Annotated in this window: 22 protein-coding genes; 13 read left to right on the forward strand and 9 right to left on the reverse strand. The window is 64.7% G+C overall.

The features are described 5' to 3' along the window. Positions 1-97: 97 nt before the first annotated feature. Positions 98-997 carry a DMT family transporter gene (locus D2V07_RS12660; RefSeq protein WP_119587365.1) on the forward strand — a complete coding sequence of 300 codons (900 nt, stop codon included), beginning with the start codon at positions 98-100 and terminating at the stop codon, positions 995-997. A gap of 22 nt (positions 998-1,019) precedes the next feature. Here D2V07_RS12660 and D2V07_RS18585 read toward each other — a convergent pair whose 3' ends face one another. Beyond that, complete coding sequence (locus D2V07_RS18585) at positions 1,020-1,160, reverse strand: hypothetical protein (protein WP_158586833.1); 141 nt, start codon at positions 1,158-1,160, stop codon at positions 1,020-1,022. A 201-nt stretch (positions 1,161-1,361) separates the two neighbouring features. Between D2V07_RS18585 and acnA the strand changes: the two genes are divergently transcribed. From acnA to D2V07_RS12675, 3 genes are all read left to right on the forward strand, one after another. Further along, positions 1,362-4,037 carry an aconitate hydratase AcnA gene (gene acnA / locus D2V07_RS12665; RefSeq protein WP_119587457.1) on the forward strand — a complete coding sequence of 892 codons (2,676 nt, stop codon included), beginning with the start codon at positions 1,362-1,364 and terminating at the stop codon, positions 4,035-4,037. Continuing rightward, the gene (locus D2V07_RS12670; protein ID WP_119587366.1) at positions 4,037-4,465 is read left to right on the forward strand and encodes a rhodanese-like domain-containing protein; all 429 of its coding nucleotides are present in this window, start codon (positions 4,037-4,039) and stop codon (positions 4,463-4,465) included. Before acnA ends, D2V07_RS12670 begins: the two co-directional genes overlap by 1 nt. Positions 4,466-4,543: 78 nt before the next feature. After that, entirely contained in the window at positions 4,544-5,251 is a 708-nt protein-coding gene (locus tag D2V07_RS12675) for a prolyl hydroxylase family protein (RefSeq protein ID WP_233548394.1), read from the forward strand. 66 nt (positions 5,252-5,317) lie between these two features. Here the strand turns inward: D2V07_RS12675 and D2V07_RS18870 are convergent, their stop codons facing one another. Next, the gene (locus D2V07_RS18870) at positions 5,318-5,407 is read right to left on the reverse strand and encodes a PEP-CTERM sorting domain-containing protein (RefSeq protein WP_233548395.1); all 90 of its coding nucleotides are present in this window, start codon (positions 5,405-5,407) and stop codon (positions 5,318-5,320) included. A 19-nt stretch (positions 5,408-5,426) separates the two neighbouring features. Here D2V07_RS18870 and D2V07_RS18875 point away from each other — a divergent pair, with 19 nt between their 5' ends. Both D2V07_RS18875 and D2V07_RS18880 read left to right on the forward strand, forming a co-directional pair. After that, the gene (locus D2V07_RS18875) at positions 5,427-5,936 is read left to right on the forward strand and encodes a hypothetical protein (RefSeq protein WP_233548396.1); all 510 of its coding nucleotides are present in this window, start codon (positions 5,427-5,429) and stop codon (positions 5,934-5,936) included. A gap of 36 nt (positions 5,937-5,972) precedes the next feature. After that, positions 5,973-6,716: a hypothetical protein gene (locus D2V07_RS18880; RefSeq protein WP_119587369.1), complete on the forward strand. Its 744-nt coding sequence runs from the start codon at positions 5,973-5,975 to the stop codon at positions 6,714-6,716. Positions 6,717-7,103: 387 nt separating this feature from the next. Here D2V07_RS18880 and ruvB read toward each other — a convergent pair whose 3' ends face one another. Genes ruvB through ruvA form a run of 4 tightly spaced genes read right to left on the reverse strand, consistent with a single transcriptional unit; the run spans position 7,104 to position 9,547 of the window. Continuing rightward, positions 7,104-8,156, reverse strand: a complete 1,053-nt coding sequence (gene ruvB / locus D2V07_RS12690; protein ID WP_119587370.1) for a Holliday junction branch migration DNA helicase RuvB — start codon at positions 8,154-8,156, stop codon at positions 7,104-7,106. Next, complete coding sequence (locus D2V07_RS12695) at positions 8,153-8,380, reverse strand: hypothetical protein (RefSeq protein WP_119587371.1); 228 nt, start codon at positions 8,378-8,380, stop codon at positions 8,153-8,155. The genes ruvB and D2V07_RS12695 overlap by 4 nt, the downstream gene beginning before the upstream one ends. Before the next feature lie 10 nt (positions 8,381-8,390). Continuing rightward, positions 8,391-8,936 carry a DsrE family protein gene (locus D2V07_RS12700; protein ID WP_119587372.1) on the reverse strand — a complete coding sequence of 182 codons (546 nt, stop codon included), beginning with the start codon at positions 8,934-8,936 and terminating at the stop codon, positions 8,391-8,393. An 11-nt stretch (positions 8,937-8,947) separates the two neighbouring features. After that, positions 8,948-9,547, reverse strand: coding sequence for a Holliday junction branch migration protein RuvA (ruvA, locus tag D2V07_RS12705; RefSeq protein ID WP_119587373.1), 600 nt, complete (start codon positions 9,545-9,547; stop codon positions 8,948-8,950). Between the two features lie 146 nt (positions 9,548-9,693). On the opposite strand from ruvA, the gene aroC reads away from it, so the two are divergent. From aroC to D2V07_RS12735, 6 genes are all read left to right on the forward strand, one after another. Further along, a complete protein-coding gene (gene aroC, locus D2V07_RS12710) occupies positions 9,694-10,764 on the forward strand; it encodes a chorismate synthase (RefSeq protein WP_119587374.1) in 1,071 nt (356 codons plus the stop codon). Positions 10,765-10,810: 46 nt separating this feature from the next. Next, on the forward strand, positions 10,811-12,034 hold the full coding sequence (locus tag D2V07_RS12715) for a potassium/proton antiporter (RefSeq protein WP_119587375.1): 1,224 nt from the start codon (positions 10,811-10,813) through the stop codon (positions 12,032-12,034). A 159-nt stretch (positions 12,035-12,193) separates the two neighbouring features. Continuing rightward, a complete protein-coding gene (ahpC, locus tag D2V07_RS12720; protein ID WP_119587376.1) occupies positions 12,194-12,760 on the forward strand; it encodes an alkyl hydroperoxide reductase subunit C in 567 nt (188 codons plus the stop codon). A gap of 153 nt (positions 12,761-12,913) precedes the next feature. Continuing rightward, positions 12,914-14,503, forward strand: a complete 1,590-nt coding sequence (gene ahpF, locus D2V07_RS12725) for an alkyl hydroperoxide reductase subunit F (protein ID WP_119587377.1) — start codon at positions 12,914-12,916, stop codon at positions 14,501-14,503. A 205-nt stretch (positions 14,504-14,708) separates the two neighbouring features. Further along, entirely contained in the window at positions 14,709-16,928 is a 2,220-nt protein-coding gene (gene katG / locus D2V07_RS12730) for a catalase/peroxidase HPI (protein WP_119587378.1), read from the forward strand. A gap of 169 nt (positions 16,929-17,097) precedes the next feature. After that, entirely contained in the window at positions 17,098-18,648 is a 1,551-nt protein-coding gene (locus tag D2V07_RS12735) for a catalase (RefSeq protein WP_119587379.1), read from the forward strand. Between the two features lie 22 nt (positions 18,649-18,670). On the opposite strand, the gene D2V07_RS12740 is transcribed toward D2V07_RS12735, so the two are convergent. Next, positions 18,671-19,474 (reverse strand): LytTR family DNA-binding domain-containing protein, encoded by an 804-nt coding sequence (locus D2V07_RS12740; RefSeq protein ID WP_233548397.1) that lies wholly within the window; start codon positions 19,472-19,474, stop codon positions 18,671-18,673. Between the two features lie 157 nt (positions 19,475-19,631). Between D2V07_RS12740 and D2V07_RS12745 the strand changes: the two genes are divergently transcribed. Further along, positions 19,632-20,177: a DUF2306 domain-containing protein gene (locus D2V07_RS12745; protein ID WP_119587381.1), complete on the forward strand. Its 546-nt coding sequence runs from the start codon at positions 19,632-19,634 to the stop codon at positions 20,175-20,177. Positions 20,178-20,189: 12 nt separating this feature from the next. On the opposite strand, the gene D2V07_RS12750 is transcribed toward D2V07_RS12745, so the two are convergent. Both D2V07_RS12750 and mltA read right to left on the reverse strand, forming a co-directional pair. Continuing rightward, positions 20,190-20,762 (reverse strand): Smr/MutS family protein, encoded by a 573-nt coding sequence (locus D2V07_RS12750; RefSeq protein ID WP_119587382.1) that lies wholly within the window; start codon positions 20,760-20,762, stop codon positions 20,190-20,192. Further along, a complete protein-coding gene (mltA, locus tag D2V07_RS12755) occupies positions 20,759-21,928 on the reverse strand; it encodes a murein transglycosylase A (RefSeq protein ID WP_233548404.1) in 1,170 nt (389 codons plus the stop codon). The genes D2V07_RS12750 and mltA overlap by 4 nt, the downstream gene beginning before the upstream one ends. Positions 21,929-21,973 lie beyond the last annotated feature (45 nt).

Raw genomic sequence — 21,973 nt, forward strand, 5'->3', positions numbered from 1 at the left:
GCTGCCCTTCGATCAAGCAATCGCGGTTAGCAAGGCCTGAACGAGTGCCCGGCAATCACGGGGTGACGCGGTACGTCGCCGATTCTAGAGGCAATGCATGACCCCCTCTCGCCACCACCTGCTGCCGTTCCTTGCAGCCCTAGTCGGCGTCGGGTTCCTTGCCCTGATGGACGCGCAGATGAAAAGCGCATCGCTGGTGATCGGGGTCTTTACCGCTTCGCTGCTGCGCTCTTCCCTCGCCGCCCTTTTCATCGCGCCCGTCTGGTTGGTGCGCAAGACCGCGTGGCCCACCCGCCCGGTGATGCGGTTGCATGTCGAGCGCGGGGTGATTTCCGCCTTCATGGGCCTCACCTTCTTCTACGCGCTGACCAAGCTGCCGCTGGCTGAAGCGATAGCCATCAGTTTCGTCGCGCCGCTGCTGGCTCTCTACTTCGCGCACCTGTTCCTGGGGGAGCAGATCAGTCGCGGCGCGATCGGCGCATCGGTGCTGGGGCTGGCCGGGACCCTGGTCATCGTGGGCGGAAGGCTGGGCCGCACGCAGGTGGAGGACGAGGTGCTGCTCGGCCTCGCCTCGCTGCTGGTGTCGGCCACGCTCTATGCCTACAATTTCGTCGTGATCCGCAGGCAGTCGCAGGTGGCAGGCCCGGTCGAGGTGGCGACATTTCATTCGGGCATCAGCGCCCTGGTGCAACTGCTGGCGGCACCGTTCCTGTTCGTACTGCCGCACGGCGAAGTGATGCTGACTATAGCCGGCGCTGCGGCACTGACCGTGGGCGGTTCGATGGCGATTGCCTGGGCCTATGCCCGGGCAGAAGCGCAGGTGCTGGTGCCAGTGGAATATACAGGTTTCGGCTGGGCGGCGCTGTTCGGCTGGCTGTTCTTCCGAGAGGCCGTGACCCTGCCCACCATCGCGGGCGTCGCGCTGATCCTGCTCGCCTGCTGGATCGCCGCGCCAAAGGCCAGGCGCACGGCCAGCACAGAAGCCGCCAACCTCTAGGTCGCTACGGCGGGATCGGGAATCAGTCCGACGGCGCGTCTGCCGTCACGATCTCGTGCTCGGGCTCGTCATCGAACCAGCCGGCGCTCTGCCAGATCAGGCCCGCCGCTGCACCGATGAAGGCCGCCAGCACCAGCGCCACCAGCATGATGAAGACACCCAAAGGAGTCCTTCGTTTTCCTGGACTTCCAACAGGCATAGACCTTCACCTTCTCTTCGTATCTTCACGGAACAACCCGCTGCGATGCCGCGTTGCATCATAGCCCACTTGACCAATTGCGTTCAAACGCGCAGGTCGCCCCCGAACAGGCCCTTCCTCGCAAGTATGGGGCCGATCCGCAACACTACAGAGGACCAATCGCCCATGACCCAGGTCGGCTCCAACTCGCTCGGCACCCGCAAGACACTCGATGTAAACGGCAAGACCTATGCCTATTATTCGCTGGCCGCGGCGAGCGAGAAGGTGGGCGATGTCAGCCGCCTGCCGTTCAGCCTGAAGGTGCTGCTGGAGAACATGCTGCGGTTCGAGGACGAGGGCTTCACGGTGGGCGAGGAACACGTTCGTGCCATCGCCGACTGGCAGAAGAACCCGGTCACCGGTAACGAGATTCAGTACCGCCCGGCTCGCGTGCTGCTGCAGGACTTCACCGGCGTCCCCTGCGTGGTCGACCTTGCCGCGATGCGCGATGCCATCGGCAAGCTGGGCGGCGATACCGCCAAGATCAACCCGCAGGTTCCCGTGAACCTGGTGATCGACCACTCCGTGATGGTCGACGAATTCGGCACACCCAGGGCGTTCGAGGCGAACAAGGCGCTGGAATACCAGCGCAATGCGGAGCGTTACGACTTCCTCAAGTGGGGTGCCAAGAGCCTGAAGAATTTCTACGCCGTGCCGCCTGGCACCGGCATCTGCCATCAGGTGAACCTGGAACACATCGCCAAGGGCGTGTGGTCCAGTGAAGACCAGAACGGCGAAATGGTCGCCTACCCTGACACCTGCGTCGGCACCGACAGCCACACCACCATGATCAACGGCCTTGGCGTTCTTGGCTGGGGCGTCGGCGGGATCGAGGCCGAGGCAGCGATGCTCGGCCAGCCGATTTCCATGCTGATCCCCGAAGTCGTGGGCTTCCGCCTCGATGGCGAGATGGCCGAAGGCGTGACCGCCACCGACCTCGTGCTGACCTGCGTCCAGATGCTGCGCGAACACGGCGTTGTCGGTCGCTTCGTCGAGTTCTACGGCCCCGGTGTTTCCAACCTGACGCTGGCCGACCGCGCCACCATCGCCAACATGGCCCCCGAATACGGCGCGACCTGCGGCATCTTCGGCATCGACGACAAGACGATGGAATACCTGCGCCTGACGGGCCGCAGCGAGGAAGACATTGCGCTGGTCGAAGCCTATGCCAAGGAACAGGGCATGTGGTTCGATCCGGCAGCGGAGCCGGTCTTCTCCAGCACCCTGCAGCTCGACATGAACGCCGTGGTGCCCAGCCTCGCCGGCCCCAAGCGCCCGCAGGACAAGATTGCCCTGCCGCTGGTGGACGAGAACTTCAACGGCGACCTCAAGAGCGTCTACAAGAAAGATGCGCCCGTGCGTGTGGACGTGGAAGGTGCCGGACATGACGTGGGCGATGGCGACGTGGTGATCGCCGCCATCACCAGCTGCACAAACACCTCCAACCCCGACGTGATGATCGCCGCGGGCCTCGTCGCCAAGAAGGCGCATGCAAAGGGCCTGAAGCCCAAGCCGTGGGTGAAGACCAGCCTCGCCCCCGGTTCGCAGGTGGTCACCGATTATCTCGTGAAAAGCGGCCTGCAGGACGATCTCAACGCCATCGGCTTCGACCTTGTCGGCTATGGCTGCACCACCTGCATCGGCAATTCCGGCCCGCTGGCCCCGCCGATCAGCAAGGCCGTGAACGAGAACGACCTCGTTGCTGCCTCCGTGCTGTCGGGCAACCGCAACTTCGAAGGCCGCATCTCTCCCGACGTGCGCGCCAACTTCCTTGCCAGCCCGCCGCTGGTGGTGGCCTATGCCCTGAAGGGCACCGTCACCGAAGACATCACCGAGACCCCGATCGGGCAGGATCAGGACGGCAACGACGTGATGCTTGCCGACATCTGGCCGACCAACGAGGAAGTGCGCCAGCACCGCGTTGCCAACATCGACCGGCAGATGTTCGAAACCCGCTATGCCGACGTCTACAAGGGTGACGAGGACTGGCAGGCGATCGAAGTCGAAGCTTCCGATACCTACAGCTGGAACCCGTCCTCCACCTACGTCGCCAACCCGCCCTATTTCGAAGGCATGGGCATGGAGCCTGCGCCGGTCGAGGATATCGTCGGCGCCAAGCCGCTGGCCGTGCTGGGCGATTCCGTCACCACCGACCACATCAGCCCGGCCGGCTCGATCAAGGAAGACAGCCCCGCCGGCGAATACCTGGTGAACCACCAGGTCGCGAAGAAGGACTTCAACTCCTACGGCTCGCGCCGCGGCAACCACGACGTGATGATGCGCGGCACCTTTGCCAACATCCGCATCCGCAACGAAATGGTCCCCGGCGTTGAAGGTGGCTACACCACCTACAAGGGCGAGCAGATGGCGATCTACGACGCCGCGATGAAGCACAAGGCCGACGGCACGCCGCTGGTCGTCGTCGCGGGCAAGGAATACGGCACCGGCTCCAGCCGCGACTGGGCGGCCAAGGGCACCATCCTGCTGGGCGTGCGTGCCGTGATCGTGGAAAGCTACGAGCGTATTCACCGCTCCAACCTCATCGGCATGGGCGTGCTGCCCCTGCAGTTCAAGGAAGGCGACACGCGCGAAACGCTGGGCCTGACCGGCGAAAGCAGCTTCACGATCAAGGGTCTCGACAACCTCAGCGCGCGCCAGGACGTGGAAGTGGAAGTCACCCGCGAGGATGGCACCACCTTCACCTTCACCGCGCTGTGCCGCATCGATACCGCCAACGAGATGGAGTACTATCGCAACGGCGGTATCCTGCACTACGTGCTGCGCAAGCTGGCCGCTGCCTGATGTGGCACGCCGCGCTGGCAGTGGTATCGGCAACCGGGGCAGGCCTTGCGGCATGTGCCCCGGTTCCGGCCACCAGCAGCGCGGCTGCCTCCGCGTTCGCGGCGGTGGAGACCCTGCCCGCGGGCGAACTCGCGGCCCTCATGGCCGCTGGCGACGTGGTCGTCATCGACGTCCGCACACCCGCCGAATTTGCCGAGAGCCGACTTCCCGGTGCGCTGAACGCGCCGCTCGGCACGTTCGACCCGGCCAGCATTCCCATCGAGGCCGAACGTGAGACGATCCTCTACTGCGGCAGCAGCCGCCGTTCCGGCATCGCGGCCACTGCCCTGTCCGAATATCTGGGCACGACCGTCCGCCATCTCGAGGGCGGTATCCAGGCGTGGAACGATGCCGGACTGGAAACGATTTCCGGCACCCCGGCGCAGTAACGACGAACAGAGGCAGTCGCGCGGTGGCTTTCCAGCCACGGGGTGCATCACCGCCAGCGCACTGGCTATGCTTGAGCTATGCAAGCATTTCGCGCCCATCCTGCCTTGGCCGGTGTCGATCCGATGGCCGATCCGGCAAAGCTTGCCGCTATTGGCCAGCATGTAAAAGCCCGGCTCGACACCAATCCGCAAGCGCAGCCGCTGGGCGGTGAGGATGCGGACATCTACCTGCTACCCGAATTCCTTTCGCGCGCGGAATGCAAGCGCCTGCTTCGCACCGTCGATACCCGTATCGGCCCCTCGGAACTGTTCGCAGGCACCCATGCCGACGGCTTCCGTACCAGTTCCACCCACTATTTCGACCGCGATGACGAGGCGACGCGCGAGCTTGAACAGCGCATGGATTCGGTGCTTGGCATGGATCACAGCCACGCCGAAGTGCCGCAGGGCCAGCGCTATCGCACCGGGCAGCAGTTCCGCCATCACTACGACTATTTCACCACGGACCAGCCTTACTGGCAGCAGGAGCGGAAACGCGGAGGCCAGCGAAGCTGGACGGCGATGATTTTCCTCAACGAACCCGGCGACGGCGGCGAGACCGACTTTCCCGACCTGCGCCTGTCGGTAAGGCCGCAGCGCGGGGCCATGCTGACATGGAACAACATGGGGCGCGACGGTCTGCCCAATCCTGCCACGCTGCATGCGGGAATGCCCGTGACGCAGGGCGACAAGTACATCGTCACCCAGTGGTATCGGCAGGAGGCCTGGAGCCTGGAACTGCGCTGAGCCGCGAACGAGAAAAGGCGGCTTCGCCCCCGAAACCGCCTTCTCCCCTGTTGGCTTCGCGCGAACTTACGCGGCGACAGCCTCGTTCGTGTCGCCGTTCTTGCGGCGCCGGCGCCAGAACACCGCGCCTGCGGCCGCGCCGAACAGCACCAGCATTCCGGGCGCGGGAACCTGCGTGCCGCTGGTAGTGGGCGGACCGCCCGAGGTCCCGCCGCTCGAACCGCTCGTGGAACTGCTCGTGGACGTCGAACCCGACGTGCTCGAGGAGGTCGATGTGGACGTCGAGGTGCTGCTCGAAGTCGAACTGCTGCCGGACGTCGAGCTGGTGACATTGCCGGAGGTGGAGCTGGTGCTGGTCACGCCGCCGGTGGTGCTGGTGACACCGCCGGTGCTGGTGGTCGTGGTGGTCGAAACGCCGCCGGTCGAACCGCCAGTGGTCGAGCCGCTGGTCGTGCTGCCCCCCGTCGTGGTCGAACCGCCGGTCGTGGTGGTGCTGCCGCCGCTGGAGGTGGTGTTGCCCCCGGTCGAGGTCGTGCTCGTCACGTTGCCGGACGTCGTGGTCGACGAGGTCGCGCCAGACGAGGTCGAGGTGGTCGAAGCCCCGCTGGTCGTGCTGCCGGTGGTGCTGCCGCCGCTGGTGCTGGACGTGGTCGAACCGCTGGAGCCCGAACCCGATCCGCCGTAGCTGCTGCTGCCGTGGCCGGGCTTGCCGCTCGAACCATTGCTGCCACCGCTGCTGGAACTGCTGCTGCCGCTGGTCGAGGAAGAGCCGCTGGTGCTGCCCCCGGTCGACGAACTGGTGCTGGAGCTGCCCGAGCTGGAGCTGGACCCGCTGGTGGAACTGGTGACGTTGCCCGACGAGGACGACGTGCTGGTCACCCCGCCGGTCGTGCTGGTCACCCCGCCGGTGGATGACGAGGTCGTGCTGGTCACGCCGCCCGTGCTGGTGCTGGTGGACGAGCCGCCAGTCGAGCTGGTGCTGCTGACATTGCCCGAACTGGTGCTGGTGGACGAGCCGCCAGTGGTGCTGGTGACACCGCCGGTGCTGGTGGAGGTCGAACCGCCCGAAGTCGAAGTCGAACCGCCGGATGTCGAGGTGGACGAGCCGGTGGTCGAGTTGTCGATATCGATGATGATCCCGCTGGAGCCTTCGCCCCCGGTCGTGGTCGTCGTGCTCATGTCGACAACGGCGCTGCCGCCGCCGCCCGAGCCGCCGAAGAACCCGCCGAAGAAGCCTCCACCGAAACCGCCGCCAAAGCCGCCGGTGCTGCCGCCGATGATGATGGGCTGGCCACCGCCGCTGCCACCGATCGGGGCGCTGGGAAGCGGTGGAAGGGGAAGCGGCGCGCCCATGGCGACGACCTCTTCCTCGCAGCATTCGGTTTCGATCACGCGGCGCAGGCGCATCTGCTCCCGCGGACGCGGCGGAATGGTGCGGCGCGCGGTGGGCTCTCCCTTGGCGTAGGCAAGTTCGACCTCGCCCTCTTCCGCGTCCTTGTCCGACTTGTAGGCAACCTGTGCCGACTGCGGCTCGGCGACATGCACCGCGCCCCCGCCAACGACAGCCCCGCCAGCGGCGGCGGCGGTCAGCTTTGCAATGGCCATACGTACCGACATGCGTAATCTCTCTCAGCTTCGCCGGAGGACGGCTTTCGGTGCCCGAACGACACCTCTTGCCTTTTCCGGTTGCTGTCAGAGAGACGCGCAAATCGCGTATCGGCAATGGGGTTAACCATGGATTCGGGCTGCGCGAGCCAGAAAAATCGCGATATTTCCGGCCTTCGCGGCGCTGTGTCCCGTTATGGAACCGAATGAGGACACCACATGGTTAGCGCGGGGTTAGGAACGGGCCTTAGCCTTCGTCCTCGAACAGCCCGCCCTGTGCGCCGCGGCCCGATTCGCCCACACCTCTTACAGGGGCGGACATTCCCAGGTGCAGCCAGCCGCCATCGTTGAGGCACCGCCCGCGCGCGGTCCGCGCGATCAGGCCGAGCTGGATGAGATAGGGCTCGATCACCTCCTCCACCGTGTCGCGCGGTTCGGAGAGGCCCGCTGCCAGCGTTTCGACGCCCACCGGCCCCCCTTTATAGGTGGTGGCGATCATGGTGAGGTAACGCCGGTCCATCGCATCGAGGCCGAGATTGTCGATCTCCAGCCGGGTCAGCGCCTCGTCCGCGATCGTGGCGGTGACGGTAGTGGCGCCCTTCACCTGCGCAAAGTCGCGCACGCGGCGCATCAGGCGCCCGGCCACGCGCGGCGTGCCACGCGAACGCCGCGCAATCTCGCGCGCGCCGGTGGGGTCTATGTCCATACCCAGCAGGTTGGCGCCGCGCGTGACGACGCGCATCAGTTCGTCCTCGGTATAGAAAACCAGCCGCACGGGAATGCCGAACCGGTCGCGCAAGGGGGTGGTGAGCAGCCCCTGCCGCGTGGTCGCGCCCACAAGGGTAAAGGGCGGCAGGTCGATCCGCACGCTGCGCGCCGATGGCCCCTCCCCGATGATGATATCGAGCGCGCGGTCCTCCATCGCCGGGTAGAGCACTTCCTCCACGACGGGATTGAGGCGGTGGATCTCGTCGATGAAGAGCACGTCGTTGGGTTCGAGATTGGTCAGCAGCGCGGCAAGATCGCCCGCTTTGGCGATCACCGGCCCGCTGGTGGCGCGGAAACCGACGCCCAGTTCTTTGGCGACGATCTGCGCGAGCGTGGTCTTGCCAAGGCCGGGCGGACCGAAGAACAGCACATGGTCCATCGCCTCGCCCCGGCCCTTCGCCGCCTCGATAAACACGCGCAGGTTATCGCGCGCGGCTTCCTGCCCGACGAATTCGGTGAGCGATTTCGGGCGCAGCGCGGCGTCCGGGTCTTCCGGCTGGCGATCTGGGGAGTGGATGGGTTGGTCAGTCACCAGTCTTTCTCGTCTTTCTCATCGGTTTCGCAGAAAGCCATTTGAAGAGCACCGCCAACCCAAGCGCCGCCCCTCTCCTCGCATTTAGCCACCTTTTCTTGAAGGCTATCCGCACGTTCTTTGAACATCCAAACTATCGCAGCCACTACCAAGAACAGGATTCCCCAAAATTTTAGCGTCGGGTTTAATTTCAGATCGCCTTTTATTCCCCGGACAAAGATCATCCAACACTCATCAAAACGGGTTCACCGTATAACCGCGCTGCTGCAACAGCGCATGTGCAGTCATCGCGGACAGCGCCATTTCCACGCCGGGGATTAGGTCTTCGTTCGACACGCCTATCCCTGCCGCGCTCTGGCCGCAGACGATGAAGCGTACGCCCGCATCCAGCATTGCTCTCACGTGGTCGCCGCCGAGGTTGGCATCGCCTTCCAGATCGCGCGCGGCCCATGCTGCGTCGGTCAGCAAGTCCTGCACCGCGCGGCCGTGGACCACCACCGCCACGTCAATCCGTTCAGGGCTCACGCCATTGGCCGTGTGCATGTTGATGAAGCGCGCTGCGCTTTCGAAGCCGCGGTTGAAGCGGCCATCCTCGGCAGCGGCGGCAACGTCGAAGCTGTGTCGCAGTGCGAGGTCGGCAGGCAGCGGCTCCGTCTGCTCTACGTTCGCATGAGGGCCGAAGTCCTCGAACACCGGGCCTGTGGTGAAGGTGGAGGCATCCTGCGCGGTGGCGGGGGCGGCCAGCAATCCGACCGCGAACAGGCAAAGCAATTTCTTCATGACCAAGTCTCCTATCCCGCCGCTTTCTTCAGCGCCACGCGGATGAGGTCGCCTTCCGCCGCGCCCTCACCCAGTTCTTCCTGAGCCCGCGCCACGGCCTGTGCCGCAACGGCAGGCTTGAAGCCGAGGTTCTGCAAGGCGCTGACCGCATCGGCGCTCGCGCCGCCTGCTGGCATCACCGTCGCGCCGGCCATGCTTCCTCCCGGCAAGGCTCCGGCCTTGTCCTTCAGTTCATTGACGATGCGTCCCGCCAGTTTCGGCCCCACGCCGTTCGCGCGCGCCACGCTGGCGGCGTCGCCAGCCGCGCAGGCATCGCGCAGTTCGCCTGTGGAAAGGGCGGAGAGGATCGCCAAGCCGACTTTGGAGCCGACGCCCTGCACGCTCGTCAGCAGGCGGAACCAGTCGCGTTCGCTGCTTTCGGCAAAGCCCAGCAGGCGCATGTCGTTCTCGCTCACCTGCAAGTCCGTGTGGACGGTGCAGGCATCGCCCACCGTGCCCAGCGCGCTCAGCGTCCGCGCCGAGCAGTGGACGAGGTAGCCCACGCCCTGCACATCGACGATGGCCCAGTCCTCGCCGGTTTCGTCCAGACGTCCCGATAGCTTTGCAATCATAGAATTCTTGTCACGCTACCACTTCGTTGCTTGAGCGCGTGGTTTGGCGGACAGAACGGGAACAGTCCAGTGCCCCCGGCCCATTTCCCCCGTTCGTCTCGGCGCGTCCGTCTCGACACCGGAGCAAGTTGCGCTAAGAGGCCGACATGAGCTGGAACACTTTCGGACGCGTCTTTCGCTTTACCACCTGGGGGGAAAGCCACGGCCCCGCGCTGGGCGTGGTGGTGGACGGGTGCCCGCCGGGCATCGCCCTGTCGGAGATCGACATCCAGCCGTACCTCGACGCGCGAAAGCCCGGCCAGTCTAAATATACCACCCAGCGGCGCGAGGCGGACGAGGTTCGCATCCTGTCCGGCGTGTTCGAAGGCAGGACCACGGGAACCCCGATCAGCCTGATGATCGAGAACACCGATCAAAGGTCGAAGGACTATTCCGAAGTCGCCAAGGCTTACCGCCCCGGCCATGCGGATTACACCTACGATGCGAAATACGGCTTCCGCGACTATCGCGGCGGCGGACGTTCCAGCGCGCGGGAAACCGCGGCGCGCGTAGCGGCGGGCGCGATTGCACGGCTTGTCATTCCGGAAGTTTCGATCACCGCCTGGGTCGAGCAGATCGGCGACGTGGCGCTGGACTACGCGCGGTTCGACAGGGACGCGATCCGCAACAACCCGTTCTTCTGCCCCGACCCCGAAACGGTGACGCGGTGGGAAGATCTGGTCGACAGCGCCCGCAAGTCCGGATCATCGCTCGGCGCGCTAGTAACGGCGCATGCGGAGGGCGTGCCCGCCGGATGGGGCGCACCGATCTATGCCAAGCTCGACAGCGAACTCGCTGCCGCGATGATGACGATCAATGCCACCAAGGGGGTGGAAATCGGCGACGGCTTTGCCGCCGTCACCAACACCGGCGAAACCAACGCCGATCCGATGCGCCCCGGCGCGGACGGCGGTGTAGAGTTCCAGGCCAACCATGCTGGCGGCATCGCGGGCGGCATCTCTACCGGCCAGCCGGTCACCTGCCGCGTGGCGTTCAAGCCGACCAGTTCGATCCTGACGCCGGTGGACACGATCACCAGCGAAGGTGAGGCGACGCAGATCCAGACCAAGGGTCGGCATGACCCCTGCGTCGGCATTCGCGGCGTGCCGGTGGTGGAGGCAATGATGGCGCTGGTGCTGGCGGACCAGAAGCTGCTGCACCGCGCCCAGTGCGGGTGAGATAGACTTGGCAAGGCCGTCCGCGCGCCCTACGTCGCGCTGATCCATGCTGCAGGCCCTTTTCCAACCTGAATTTGCCATGCTGCTGACCGGCCTGCTGCTGGTGCTGACGGTATTTGCAGGCCTGCTGACATCGCGCATCGGGTTTCCCGCCATCGTGGGCTTCCTGGGCCTCGGCATCCTTGCAGGTGTGGAGGGGCCGGGCGGGATCGTGTTCGACGATTACCTGCTGACGCAGGGTGTAGGCATGGTGTGCCTTGCCTTCATCCTGTTTTCCGGCGGGCTGGATACCAACTGGCGTGCGGTGCGCCAGATGCTTGGCCCGGCACTGGTGCTGGCCACGGTCGGCGTCGGCATCACTGCGGGCGTGGTGGCGCTGGCGGCGATCTGGCTGCTGAATTTCGCGCCACTGCAGGCGTTCCTGCTAGGGGCGGTCGTCGCTTCGACTGACGCGGCAGCGGTGTTCTCGGTACTGCGGTCGAGCGACCTTGACCTGCGGGACGACGTGCCCGCCCTTCTGGAACTGGAATCGGGCTCCAACGATCCGATGGCGATCTTCCTTGTCACGGCCCTGCTGGCCCTCACCGCCGCCGCCGATCCGCAGCCGCTGGCGCTGCTTCCCGATTTCGCCCAGCAGATGATCGTGGGGGCGCTTGTCGGTCTCGCAATCGGCTTCCTGCTTCCCGAGATGCTGAAGCGCATGGGTCTGAGACAGGGCGGTCTCGCATTCGTGGTGTCCATCGCGGCGGCGTTGCTGGCCTTCGGCGCTGCAAGCCTGCTGGGCGGCAATGGCTTCCTCGCCGTCTACGTGGCGGGCGTGTTCGCGGGGACGCGGGCCTTTGCGGCAAAGCCCATCGTGCGCACGTTCCAGGATGGGCTCGCGTGGCTGGCGCAGGTGGTGATGTTCCTGACGCTGGGGCTCCTCCTCACTCCTTCCAACCTGCTGCCCATCATGGGAGCAGGGCTGGCGGTCACGGTGGTGCTGATCCTCATCGCGCGGCCGCTGGCAGTGTTCGCCTGCCTGCTCCCCTTCCGCCGGTTCAGCGCGCGCACGATGCTGTTCGTGTCATGGGCCGGATTGCGCGGAGCGGTGCCGATCGTACTTGCCATCTTCCCTATCGTGGCGGGCGTGGAAGGGGCCTTCGCGATCTTCAACGTCGTGTTTTTCGTAGTGCTGGTATCCAGCGTTGTGCAGGGTCCGAGTATAAACCGCGTCGCAAAGTGGCTGCACATCGGAGAGACACCGCAAGGCAGGACCGACCAGCCGTGATGCAAAATTAGCAACACCTGTTGCAGTTTCCGAAACTTGCGTTCTTGTGATCGATTATTCCGATCTTCGCAATCGCACAAAATCGCTTTTTTGCGCCGCACCAATGCCTATCTGGACCATTGAGTTCACACACGCAAACTAGCGAAAGAGGATTATTCAATGGGTATCATTGGCAGCCAGATCAAACCGTTCAAGGCCACCGCATTCCAGGCCGGCAAGGACTTCTTCGACGTTACCGACGAAGACCTGCAGGGCAAGTGGAGCGTGTTCTTCTTCTACCCCGCAGACTTCACCTTCGTCTGCCCGACGGAACTGGAAGACATGGGCGAGAAGTACGACATGCTCCAGCAGATGGGCGTGGAAGTCTATGCCGTGTCGACCGACACGCATTTCAGCCACAAGGCCTGGCACGACACGTCCGAGAAGATCGGCAAGCTGAGGTTCCCGTTCCTGGGCGACCAGCTTCACACGCTTTCCAAGAACTTCGACGTTCTGCGTGAGGAAATGGGCCTGGCCGACCGTGCCACCTTCGTGGTCGATCCCGATGGCGTGATCCAGATCATGGAAATCACCTGCGAGGGCGTTGGCCGCAATGCCAACGAACTGACCCGCAAGATCAAGGCCGCACAGTACGTTCGCGAGAACCCCGGCCAGGTCTGCCCGGCCGCGTGGGAAGAAGGCAGCGACACGCTGGCTCCCTCTCTCGATCTCGTCGGCAAGATCTAAACCGCAAGCCATTGCGGGCAGGTCGGTCCCCCCGCCTGCCCGCGTCCTTCCCGATGCCTCTGGCTCGGGTCGCGATGAGGCCCGGAGCACTCCCCCCCCTCCCCCCCGCTCCGGGCCTCCACGTTTTTCCATCCCCACCAGAAGGAGACCACCATGCTCGATGCGACCATGACGCAGCAGCTCAAGGCCTATCTTGAGAACTTGCGCGAACCCATCGAACTCGTCGCCTCGCTGGGCGATGACGACAAGAGCCGCCAGACCCGCGAGCTGCTGGAAGAGATTTCCGCGCTCAGTGAAAAGGTCTCGGCGAGCTTCGACGGCGACGACGCCCGCAAGCCCAGCTTCATCATCCGCCGCGCCAGCGATGCCACCAAATGGGTCCGCTTTGCCGGCCTGCCGATGGGGCACGAATTCACCTCGCTGGTGCTGGCCCTGCTGTGGGCCGGTGGCCACCCGCCCAAGGTGGAACAGGAGGTGATCGACCAGATTGCCGCGCTGGAGGAAGATCTCGAATTCGAGATGTATTTCTCCCTCTCCTGCCACAATTGCCCGGACGTGGTGCAGGCGCTCACCCTGATGGCGCTGGTTAACCCGCGGATCACGGCAACGCTGATCGAAGGCGGCACCTTCAAGGATGAAGTGGACGGCCGCGACGTGATGGCCGTGCCCGCCACTTTCCTGAACGGCGAGCCGTTCTACAACGGCAAGATGAGCCTGGAAGAAGTGCTGGCCAAGGTCGACACCGGCGCCAGCGACAAGGCCGCGGCCAAGCTTTCTGCCAAGGACCCGTTCGAGGTGCTGGTGGTGGGCGGCGGCCCCGGCGGCGTGGCGGCATCCATCTACACGGCGCGCAAGGGCTTTCGCACCGGCATCGCGGCCGAACGCTTCGGCGGGCAGTTGAACGACACGCTGGGTATCGAGAACCTGCCGGGCACCGAATATACCGAAGGCCCCAAGCTCACCACCAACCTGGAACAGCAGGTAAAGGCGCAGGACGCCATCGACCTGATGAACCTTGCCACGGCCAGCAAACTGGTGCCTGCAACCCAGCCGGGCGGCATGCACGAGGTGCACATGGAAAACGGCGCGGTGCTGAAGGCCCGCAGCCTGATCCTTTCCACGGGTGCTCGCTGGCGCGCGCTCGGCGTGCCGGGTGAACAGGACTATCGCAACAAGGGCGTGGCCTACTGCCCGCACTGCGACGGTCCGCTGTTCAAGGGCAAAAGCGTTGCGGTGATCGGCGGCGGCAACTCCGGCGTGGAAGCCGCGATCGACCTTGCCGGCATCGTCGGCCATGTCACGCTGGTGGAATTCGACAAGGAACTGCGCGCCGACAAGGTGCTGCAGGACAAGCTTCGCTCCATGAGCAATGTCGATATCCTGGTGAACGCGCAGACCACCGAAATCACTGGCGACGGCAACCGCGTGAACGGCCTTGTCTACAAGGATCGCGCTTCGGGTGACGAACACACCGTCGAACTGGAAGGCGTGTTCGTGCAGATCGGCCTTGTCCCCAACACCGAGTGGCTCAAGGACAGCGACATCGAATTGTCGAAGCATGGCGAGATCGTGATCGACGGCAAGGGCGCGACCAACCTGCCGGGCGTATTTGCTGCAGGCGACTGCACCACCGTCCCATACAAGCAGATCGTGGTCGCCATGGGCGCAGGCTCCAAGGCCGCGCTGTCGGCCTTCGACTACCTGATCCGCAACGAGGCGGTGGAAGAACTGGTCGCCGCCTGATCGACCGATTTTCCGACACGACCCGGACCCGCCGCTGCACCTCCATGCAGCGGCGGGTTCTTTCGTATCGGCGCGCGAAAAAAACGCCTCGCCTCCTGAACGCATTAGGCGATCAATAACTTCCAACTTATCGATTGGACGAATTACCGGATCCAGCGCATTCTCTCATCATTGAAGATTCGACTATCTGCGAGAGGAGAGAATAATGGACGCTAAGACTGGTTCGATTTCAGGCGGTTGCCCCTTCCACGGGGACGGTGGGACGCGCGGCCTGCTGGGCCGCACCAACCGCGACTGGTGGCCCGACCAGCTGGAACTGGGCATCCTGAAGGAAGACGGCCGCCGCGCCGATCCGCACGATCCCGATTTCGACTATGCGGAAGCTTTCAACACCGTCGATTACAACGCGCTGAAAGCCGACATCAAGGCGCTGATGACAGACAGCCAGGACTGGTGGCCCGCAGACTATGGGCATTACGGCCCGTTCTTCATCCGCATGGCATGGCACGCGGCGGGCACCTATCGCACCGGCGACGGTCGCGGCGGTGCCTCCAGCGGGCAACAGCGCTTCGCCCCGCTCAATTCCTGGCCCGATAACGGCAACCTCGACAAGGCGCGTCGCCTGCTCTGGCCGATCAAGCAAAAGTACGGCAAGAACGTGAGCTGGGCCGACCTGTTCGTGCTGACCGGCAATGTCGCCATCGAAAGCATGGGCGGTCCGGTGTTCGGCTTCGGCGGCGGCCGTGCCGACGTGTACGAGCCTGAGATGGTCTACTGGGGCACCGAAGAGGAGTGGGTGGACGAAGGCGTGGAAACGCGCATCCTGCCCGATGAAGGCAAGGCGCTGGAAAACCCGCTCGCGGCGATCCAGATGGGCCTCATCTACGTCAATCCGGAAGGCCCCGGCGGCAACCCGCACGATGCGGAAGGGATGGCCCGCGACATGCGCGAAACTTTTGCCCGCATGGCCATGAACGACGAGGAGACCGTTGCGCTGACGGCAGGCGGCCACGCCTTTGGCAAGTGCCACGGGGCAAAGCCTTCCGAAACGTTCGGCAAAGCGCCCGAAGGCAGCAACCTGCACAGCATGGGCTTTGGCTGGCTGACCGACCCCGAGGAAATCGGCAAGGGTCATATCACCACCAGCGGTATCGAAGGCGCGTGGACGCCCAACCCCACCCAGTGGGGCGGCGACTATTTCCGCCTGCTGTTCAAGTACGACTACGAACTGACCGAAAGCCCCGCCGGGGCCAAGCAGTGGACGCCCGTCAATCCCGATCCGGAAGACATGGCGCCCGATGCGCGCGATCCTTCCAAGAAAGTGCCCACCATCATGACGACGGCGGACATGGCGCTGAAGCGTGACCCGGAATATCGCAAGATTTCCGAGCGCTTCCTGAACGACCAGGCGGCGCTGGACGATGCCTTTGCCCGCGCGTGGTTCAAGCTGACCCACCGCGACATGGGTCCGAAGGTCCGTTACATGGGCCCGGAAGTGCCGGAAGAAGACCTGATCTGGCAGGATCCCACTCCCGCCGGCACGCAGCCTTCGGACAGTGATGTGTCGTCCTTCAAGTCCAAGGTTCTGGATAGCGGCCTGACCGTTGCCGAACTGGTGAAGGCGGCCTGGGCGTCTGCCTCGACCTATCGCAATTCGGACCATCGCGGCGGTGCCAACGGGGCCCGCGTGCGGCTTGCCCCGCAAAAGGACTGGGCCGTCAACGATCCGGAGGAGCTGTCCAAGGTCCTCAGCAAGCTGGACGAGATCCGCGGCAACCTGTCGATGGCCGATGCCATCGTGCTGGCCGGCGCTGCGGCGATCGAGAAGGCGGCGAAGGATGGCGGCCACTCGGTCAGCATCGATGTGACGACGGGCCGCGGTGACGCGGGCGAGGAGCACACCGATGCCGAAAGCTTCGAACCGCTCGAGCCATTCGCCGACGGTTTCCGCAACTACTTGAAGACCAAGTCGCAGGTGAAGACGGAGGAAATGCTGATCGACCGGGCGCACCTGCTGGGCCTGTCGATCCCGGAAATGACTGCCCTTGTCGGCGGGATGCGGGCGCTGGGCGCGGTCAGCAAGCATGCCAGGCACGGCAACGCCATCGGCGTGCTGACCGATCGGCCCGGAGTGCTTTCCAACGACTTCTTCACCAACCTCCTTACCATGGACACCAGGTGGGACGTGGTGGACGAGAGCGGCGACGAGGAATTCGTCGGCAAGGACCGCAAGACTGGCGAGGAAAAGTGGCACGCCACGCGTACCGACCTTGTCTTCGGCTCCAACTCGCAACTGCGCGCCGTTGCCGAAGTCTTTGCCGAGAACGGCGGCGAGGCGAAGTTCGTCGAGACCTTCGTTTCCGCCTGGACCAAGGTGATGGACGCGGACCGCTTCGACATCCGCTGCGCCAGGTACCACAAGTAACACAAGCCCCTCGAGGCTCGCAGGAAAGGCCCCCGGCAGCGATGCCGGGGGCCTTTTTCGTCCGCAGCGTTTTCCGTCGGTCCGAATTTCAGGGCAACTGCCGGGCTTTGCGTGGAACCACGCGCCCTGCCCGCCCGTAGCAGAAGGATACCCCCCAAGGAGAATCCCGATGGCCGACCGCAAGAGCGCACTCCCTACGACGACCGACGCCGGCATTGCCGTGCAGAGTGACGAACATTCCCTTACCGTCGGCTCGGACGGGCCGATCGTGCTGCACGATCACTACCTGATCGAGCAGATGGCCAACTTCAATCGGGAGCGGATTGCGGAGCGCCAGCCCCACGCGAAGGGAAGCGGCGCTTTCGGCTATTTCGAAACGACCAAGGACGTCAGCAAATATACCAAGGCCAAGGTTTTCCAGCCCGGCGCGAAGGTGGACGTGGCGATGCGATTTTCCACCGTGGCGGGCGAGCGCGGCAGCCCCGATACCTGGCGCGATCCGCGCGGCTTTTCGGTGAAGTTCTACACCGAGGACGGCAATTTCGACATGGTCGGCAACAACACGCCGATCTTCTTCATCCGCGACCCGCTGAAATTCCAGCACTTCATCCGCAGCCAGAAGCGACGCGCCGACAACGGCCTGCGCGATCATGACATGATGTGGGATTTCTGGACTCTCAGCCCTGAAAGCACGCACCAGGTCGCCTACCTGATGGGCGATCGCGGCGTGCCGAAGAACTGGCGCGAGATGAACGGCTATTCCAGCCACACCTACATGCTGATCAACGAGGACGGCGAGAAATTCTGGGTGAAGTTCCACTTCCATACCGATGTCGGCGATGAAAGCGGCAACGCCCATTTCACGCAGGACGAGGCTGTCGAGATGGCCGGCAAGGACAGCGACTATCATCGCCGCGACCTGTTCAACGCCATCCACGAAGGCAACCCGCCCAGCTGGACCTTGAAGTGGCAGATTATGCCGTACGAGGATGCGAAGACCTATCGCATCAATCCGTTCGACCTGACGAAGACCTGGCCGCACGAGGACTATCCGCTGATCGAGGTCGGGAAACTGGTGCTGGACAAGAACCCGGTCGATTGGGATACCCAGATCGAGCAGCTGGCGTTCGAGCCCAACAACATGGTGCCCGGCATCGGCCTGTCGCCCGACAAGATGCTGCTGGCGCGCGGCTTTGCCTATGCGGATGCCCACCGCGCACGCTTGGGCGTCAATTACAAGCAGATCCCGGTCAATAAGCCGCAGTGCCCGGTGCACAGCTATTCGCGTGCAGGGCATATGCGCACCGAGAACGCGGTCGACCCGGTCTATGCGCCCAATTCCTATGGCGGTGCCACCGCCTATCCGGACACCGGCGGCGAGGCCGGCCTGTGGCACGCCGATGGCGACATGGTGCGCCGCGCCTACGAATTGCGCGAGGACGACGATGACGTGAGCCAGGCCCGGGCCCTGATCCTCGAGGTGTTCGACGATGACGCGCGCGACCGCTTCGTCTCGAACGTTTCCGGCCACTTGGCGGACGGCGTTTCCGAGCCCGTTCTGCAACGTGCCATCGCCTACTGGCGCGCGGTGGACGATGGCATCGCCGACCGTATCGAGAAGAAGGTACGCGACATGATCGGCGGGAAAAGCAAGGCACCCGGCATGGCCAGCGCCGAAAGCATTAGCGGCCCCTCGCGCCTGCGCGAAGCGGCGGAGTAATCTGCCCGAGAGCGCGGTTGGATCAGATCCAGCCGCGCTCCTTCAGCAGCGATACGTTCGCCCGGCTCACCGGAGCCTCCAGCCCGTTATCGAGCACGAGACGCACATTGCGCCCGTCGCGCTTCACGTCGGCCACCGCGCCGCGCGCGACCCACCAGCTGCGGTGGACCTGCTCGCCTGCGATCCCATCCAGTTCCGCCACTGCGTCGCGCATGCGCATCAGCACCAGTTCGTTGCCCAGCGCGGTATGGGCGCGGACGTAGTGATCCTCCATCTCGAGCGCCAGCAGGTCCGTACCAACGGCGGCAGGCAGACGGTCCAGGAAACGAGGCTGGGGCGCTGCGGCAGGTGCAAGTTCGGGTAGAGGCGCTGGCGCCGGGGGCTCTACCGCCGCCCCGTTCTGCGACGTGGCGGGCAAGAGGTTGAACATTAGCGTAACGACCGCACCCACGACGCACACCGCCAGATAATGCGTCAGCGCAACCTCCAGCGAAGGCACCCGCACACGGCCGCCACCGGCGTTTACCACCCATACCAGGATGGACATGGGGATCGAGGCGATGAAGACGCTGGCGGTCCACATGACCCATGAGGGGAAGGCAAGTTTCGGCCCCCACCGAACCACCAGCGCACCGATAGGCTTGTAGAAAAGGTAACCCGCGAGCGCCAGGACCACCCAGTAGGCAATGCGCATGGGCAGGGACATGTAGCCGGTGCCCAGGGGCGCGAGGAAGCCAAGCACCACCCCGATGGCGGCCAGAACCGCCAGATCGATGATGATCTGGCGCGCCACCATCGCCCTGCCTGTTTGCCCGCTATCGCCCATGGGGATGGGAAACTAGCGCCCATTCGCGGTTCGTAAAGTGGCAAAACCCCGCAATTGCGCGCATTTTGCGAAAGGGCCGCACCGTTTGCGAAGATCGCGTTGTTCGCGAACGGCGGCGCGGCACAAGGGTCTCGACGCAATCCAACGGAGACCTCGAATGACCGCTGCAACCATGACCCTGACCTCCACCGCCAAGGCATCCGTTGCCAAGCCCGGCTTCGATATCGGCCCGGTGGCGCGCACGCTGGTCAGCATCGCCTGTTTCACGATGTGCTTCTTCTGCGTGATCGCCCTGGGCCGGGCAGCGCTGGGCATGGTGGACAACCTGCATCACTACGCCAAGCTGCCGGTCATCATCCACGTCGCTACGGTGCTGCCCGCAATCCCTCTGGGCGGTTACCTGCTGCTGGCCCGCAAGGGCACTGCACAGCACAAGATGCTCGGCAAGGTGTGGCTGGTCCTGATGCTGGTGACGGCGACCAGCGCCATCTTCATCCAGTCGAGCGGCGGCTTCAGCTTCATACATATTTTCGTGCCGATCACCTTCCACGCAGCGTGGAAAACCGTGGCGACCGCCCGCAAGGGGGATATCGCCGGGCACAAGAAGCACCTCGTATTCACCTATCTGACCGCCCTCATGATCCCCGGCATTGTTGCCTTCGCCATCCCCGGGCGGCTGATGAACGCCATGCTGCTGGGCTGATACCTCAGGGCTTCAACGACGCCGCCGCAGCACCAGGTAAAGCGCACCCTCGCCCCCGTGGCGGCGGTGCGCGTTCCTGATGGCAGCGATATCGGAGGCATGCGATCCCGCCGCCAGCCAGTCGAGGATCTTGGCGCGGATTGCGCCCCGCTTTTCCCCGCGATCGGCAGCCTGCACGGGGCGAGGCTTGCCCGTTACCACCAGCACCAGCCGCGCGCCCATGGCCTTCGCCTGCAACAGTCCGCTGTCGAGCCGGTGATAAGCCTGGTCCAGCGTGTGCCCGTGCAGGTCCAGAGTGAAATCGGGGTGCATGTCGGTGCGCGAGAGGCGCCGCTCCCAGTGCGAATCGAGGCCGGGGGAAGTGGTGGGCGAAGGGGCTGGCGAGGGAGCCGGTCTGGTCGGCTGCAAGGGCACCTTCGTTTTGCGGGCTGGCAGTTTCTTGGGCGCAGAGACTGTCGATGGCGTTGCCGGCGCGGCTTCGATGGCAGCCTTCACCGGCTGGCGGTGCAACGGCTTTACCGTCGATGCCACCTTGTTCCACAGCGCGCTTTCCTCTGGCGTCAGGCCGCGCGGTGCGCGGCTCACGGCCTCTCTCTCAGGCCCAGCCTGCGCGCAGAGGCCTTGGGCAAGAGGACAACCGCTTGCCCGCGCCCGCTCATGCCCCCGGCAATTTCACGCGCGCGATCGCCCGCGCCCCAGAAAGTGTCGAAGCGGTTCGCGCCCTTGATCGCTCCGCCGGTGTCCTGCGCCACCCACAGCCCGTCCGCCTCGTCCCGGTCGAGATCGAGGAACACCGGCGCGCCGTAGGGCACGAAATTGGGGTCTACCGCTACCGAGTTTTCCGCCGTTACCGGCACGCCGATGGAGCCGAGCGGCCCGATCTGCGCATTCGGCCCGTCCAGCACGCGGAAGAACACCCAGCTTTCGTTTTCGCGCATCAAGGCGCGGCCCGCTGCGGGGTTTTCGCGGATGTATTGCATGATGCCCTGCATCGAACCCGCATACTGTCCCGGTCCGTTGCCCAGCAGACCGCGTTCACGCATCAGCCCGCCGATACCGGTGTAGGCATGGCCGTTCTGCCCGGCGTAACCGATGCGAACCACTTCGCCATCGGGACCGATAAGCTGGCCGCTGCCCTGTATCTGCAGGAAGAACAATTCGACCGGGTCTGCCGCCCAGCCTATTTCCAGTCCGCGCCCCGCAAGAGCGCCATCCTCGATCTGGGCGCGGGTGAAATATTCCACGCAGCGTCCATCCGGCAGGCGGCGAGAAAGCGGCGCACGCCCCTCGCGCTCGGTCTCGGGCGTGCCCTCGCGCCAGCAACGCTCCAGGTCGGCAGGCACGCCGTAGACCGGCTGGTCGAAACCGGGGCGGCGGGTGCGGCTGCCTGCGATCTGCGGTTCGAAATAACCCGTGGCGTAGCCCTGACCATCGCCAACGACGACCGGAGTGAAGTTCTCGGTAAAGAAGCGGCGCGCATCGTTGCGCGGCCAGTTCGCGGCGGCATCGCAGGGCGCGGCCCAGTCCTGCGCCTGGGTAAGGCCGGAAACATCCTCGCGCCGCTGCGGCACCTGGCAGCTGGCAACGAAGGCATTGAGCGCGTTGCTGGCATCGACGCTGCGGATTGGCAGGCTGGCCAAGGAGGGACCCGCGGAAACGCCGAGGATCGCGGCGCTGGGCGCAACTGGCGTTGGCTGCTCGCCTGCCCCTTCGGGTATGATTCGCGAGCAGCTCGCAAGAAGCGCGAGCATGGCGATGCAGGAAAGGAGGCGCGCCTGTGTCACGCGCCGGCCGCT

This window comes from Aurantiacibacter zhengii (assembly GCF_003584125.1).
Classification (GTDB): domain Bacteria; phylum Pseudomonadota; class Alphaproteobacteria; order Sphingomonadales; family Sphingomonadaceae; genus Alteraurantiacibacter; species Alteraurantiacibacter zhengii.

Excerpts from the sequence above, each read along its gene's own strand:
- D2V07_RS12700 (WP_119587372.1), bottom strand. The coding sequence starts at position 8,936 with ATGAAGAAATTGCTTTGCCTGTTCGCGGTCGGATTGCTGGCCGCCCCC.
- katG (WP_119587378.1), top strand. The coding sequence starts at position 14,709 with ATGGACGCTAAGACTGGTTCGATTTCAGGCGGTTGCCCCTTCCACGGG.
- D2V07_RS12715 (WP_119587375.1), top strand. The coding sequence starts at position 10,811 with ATGCTGCAGGCCCTTTTCCAACCTGAATTTGCCATGCTGCTGACCGGC.
- D2V07_RS12740 (WP_233548397.1), bottom strand. The coding sequence starts at position 19,474 with ATGGGCGATAGCGGGCAAACAGGCAGGGCGATGGTGGCGCGCCAGATC.
- D2V07_RS12745 (WP_119587381.1), top strand. The coding sequence starts at position 19,632 with ATGACCGCTGCAACCATGACCCTGACCTCCACCGCCAAGGCATCCGTT.
- D2V07_RS12660 (WP_119587365.1), top strand. The coding sequence starts at position 98 with ATGACCCCCTCTCGCCACCACCTGCTGCCGTTCCTTGCAGCCCTAGTC.
- D2V07_RS18870 (WP_233548395.1), bottom strand. The coding sequence starts at position 5,407 with ATGCTGGTGCTGTTCGGCGCGGCCGCAGGCGCGGTGTTCTGGCGCCGG.
- D2V07_RS12670 (WP_119587366.1), top strand. The coding sequence starts at position 4,037 with ATGTGGCACGCCGCGCTGGCAGTGGTATCGGCAACCGGGGCAGGCCTT.
- acnA (WP_119587457.1), top strand. The coding sequence starts at position 1,362 with ATGACCCAGGTCGGCTCCAACTCGCTCGGCACCCGCAAGACACTCGAT.
- D2V07_RS12695 (WP_119587371.1), bottom strand. The coding sequence starts at position 8,380 with ATGATCTTTGTCCGGGGAATAAAAGGCGATCTGAAATTAAACCCGACG.
- ahpF (WP_119587377.1), top strand. The coding sequence starts at position 12,914 with ATGCTCGATGCGACCATGACGCAGCAGCTCAAGGCCTATCTTGAGAAC.
- D2V07_RS12675 (WP_233548394.1), top strand. The coding sequence starts at position 4,544 with ATGCAAGCATTTCGCGCCCATCCTGCCTTGGCCGGTGTCGATCCGATG.
- ruvA (WP_119587373.1), bottom strand. The coding sequence starts at position 9,547 with ATGATTGCAAAGCTATCGGGACGTCTGGACGAAACCGGCGAGGACTGG.
- D2V07_RS12735 (WP_119587379.1), top strand. The coding sequence starts at position 17,098 with ATGGCCGACCGCAAGAGCGCACTCCCTACGACGACCGACGCCGGCATT.
- aroC (WP_119587374.1), top strand. The coding sequence starts at position 9,694 with ATGAGCTGGAACACTTTCGGACGCGTCTTTCGCTTTACCACCTGGGGG.
- mltA (WP_233548404.1), bottom strand. The coding sequence starts at position 21,928 with ATGCTCGCGCTTCTTGCGAGCTGCTCGCGAATCATACCCGAAGGGGCA.
- ahpC (WP_119587376.1), top strand. The coding sequence starts at position 12,194 with ATGGGTATCATTGGCAGCCAGATCAAACCGTTCAAGGCCACCGCATTC.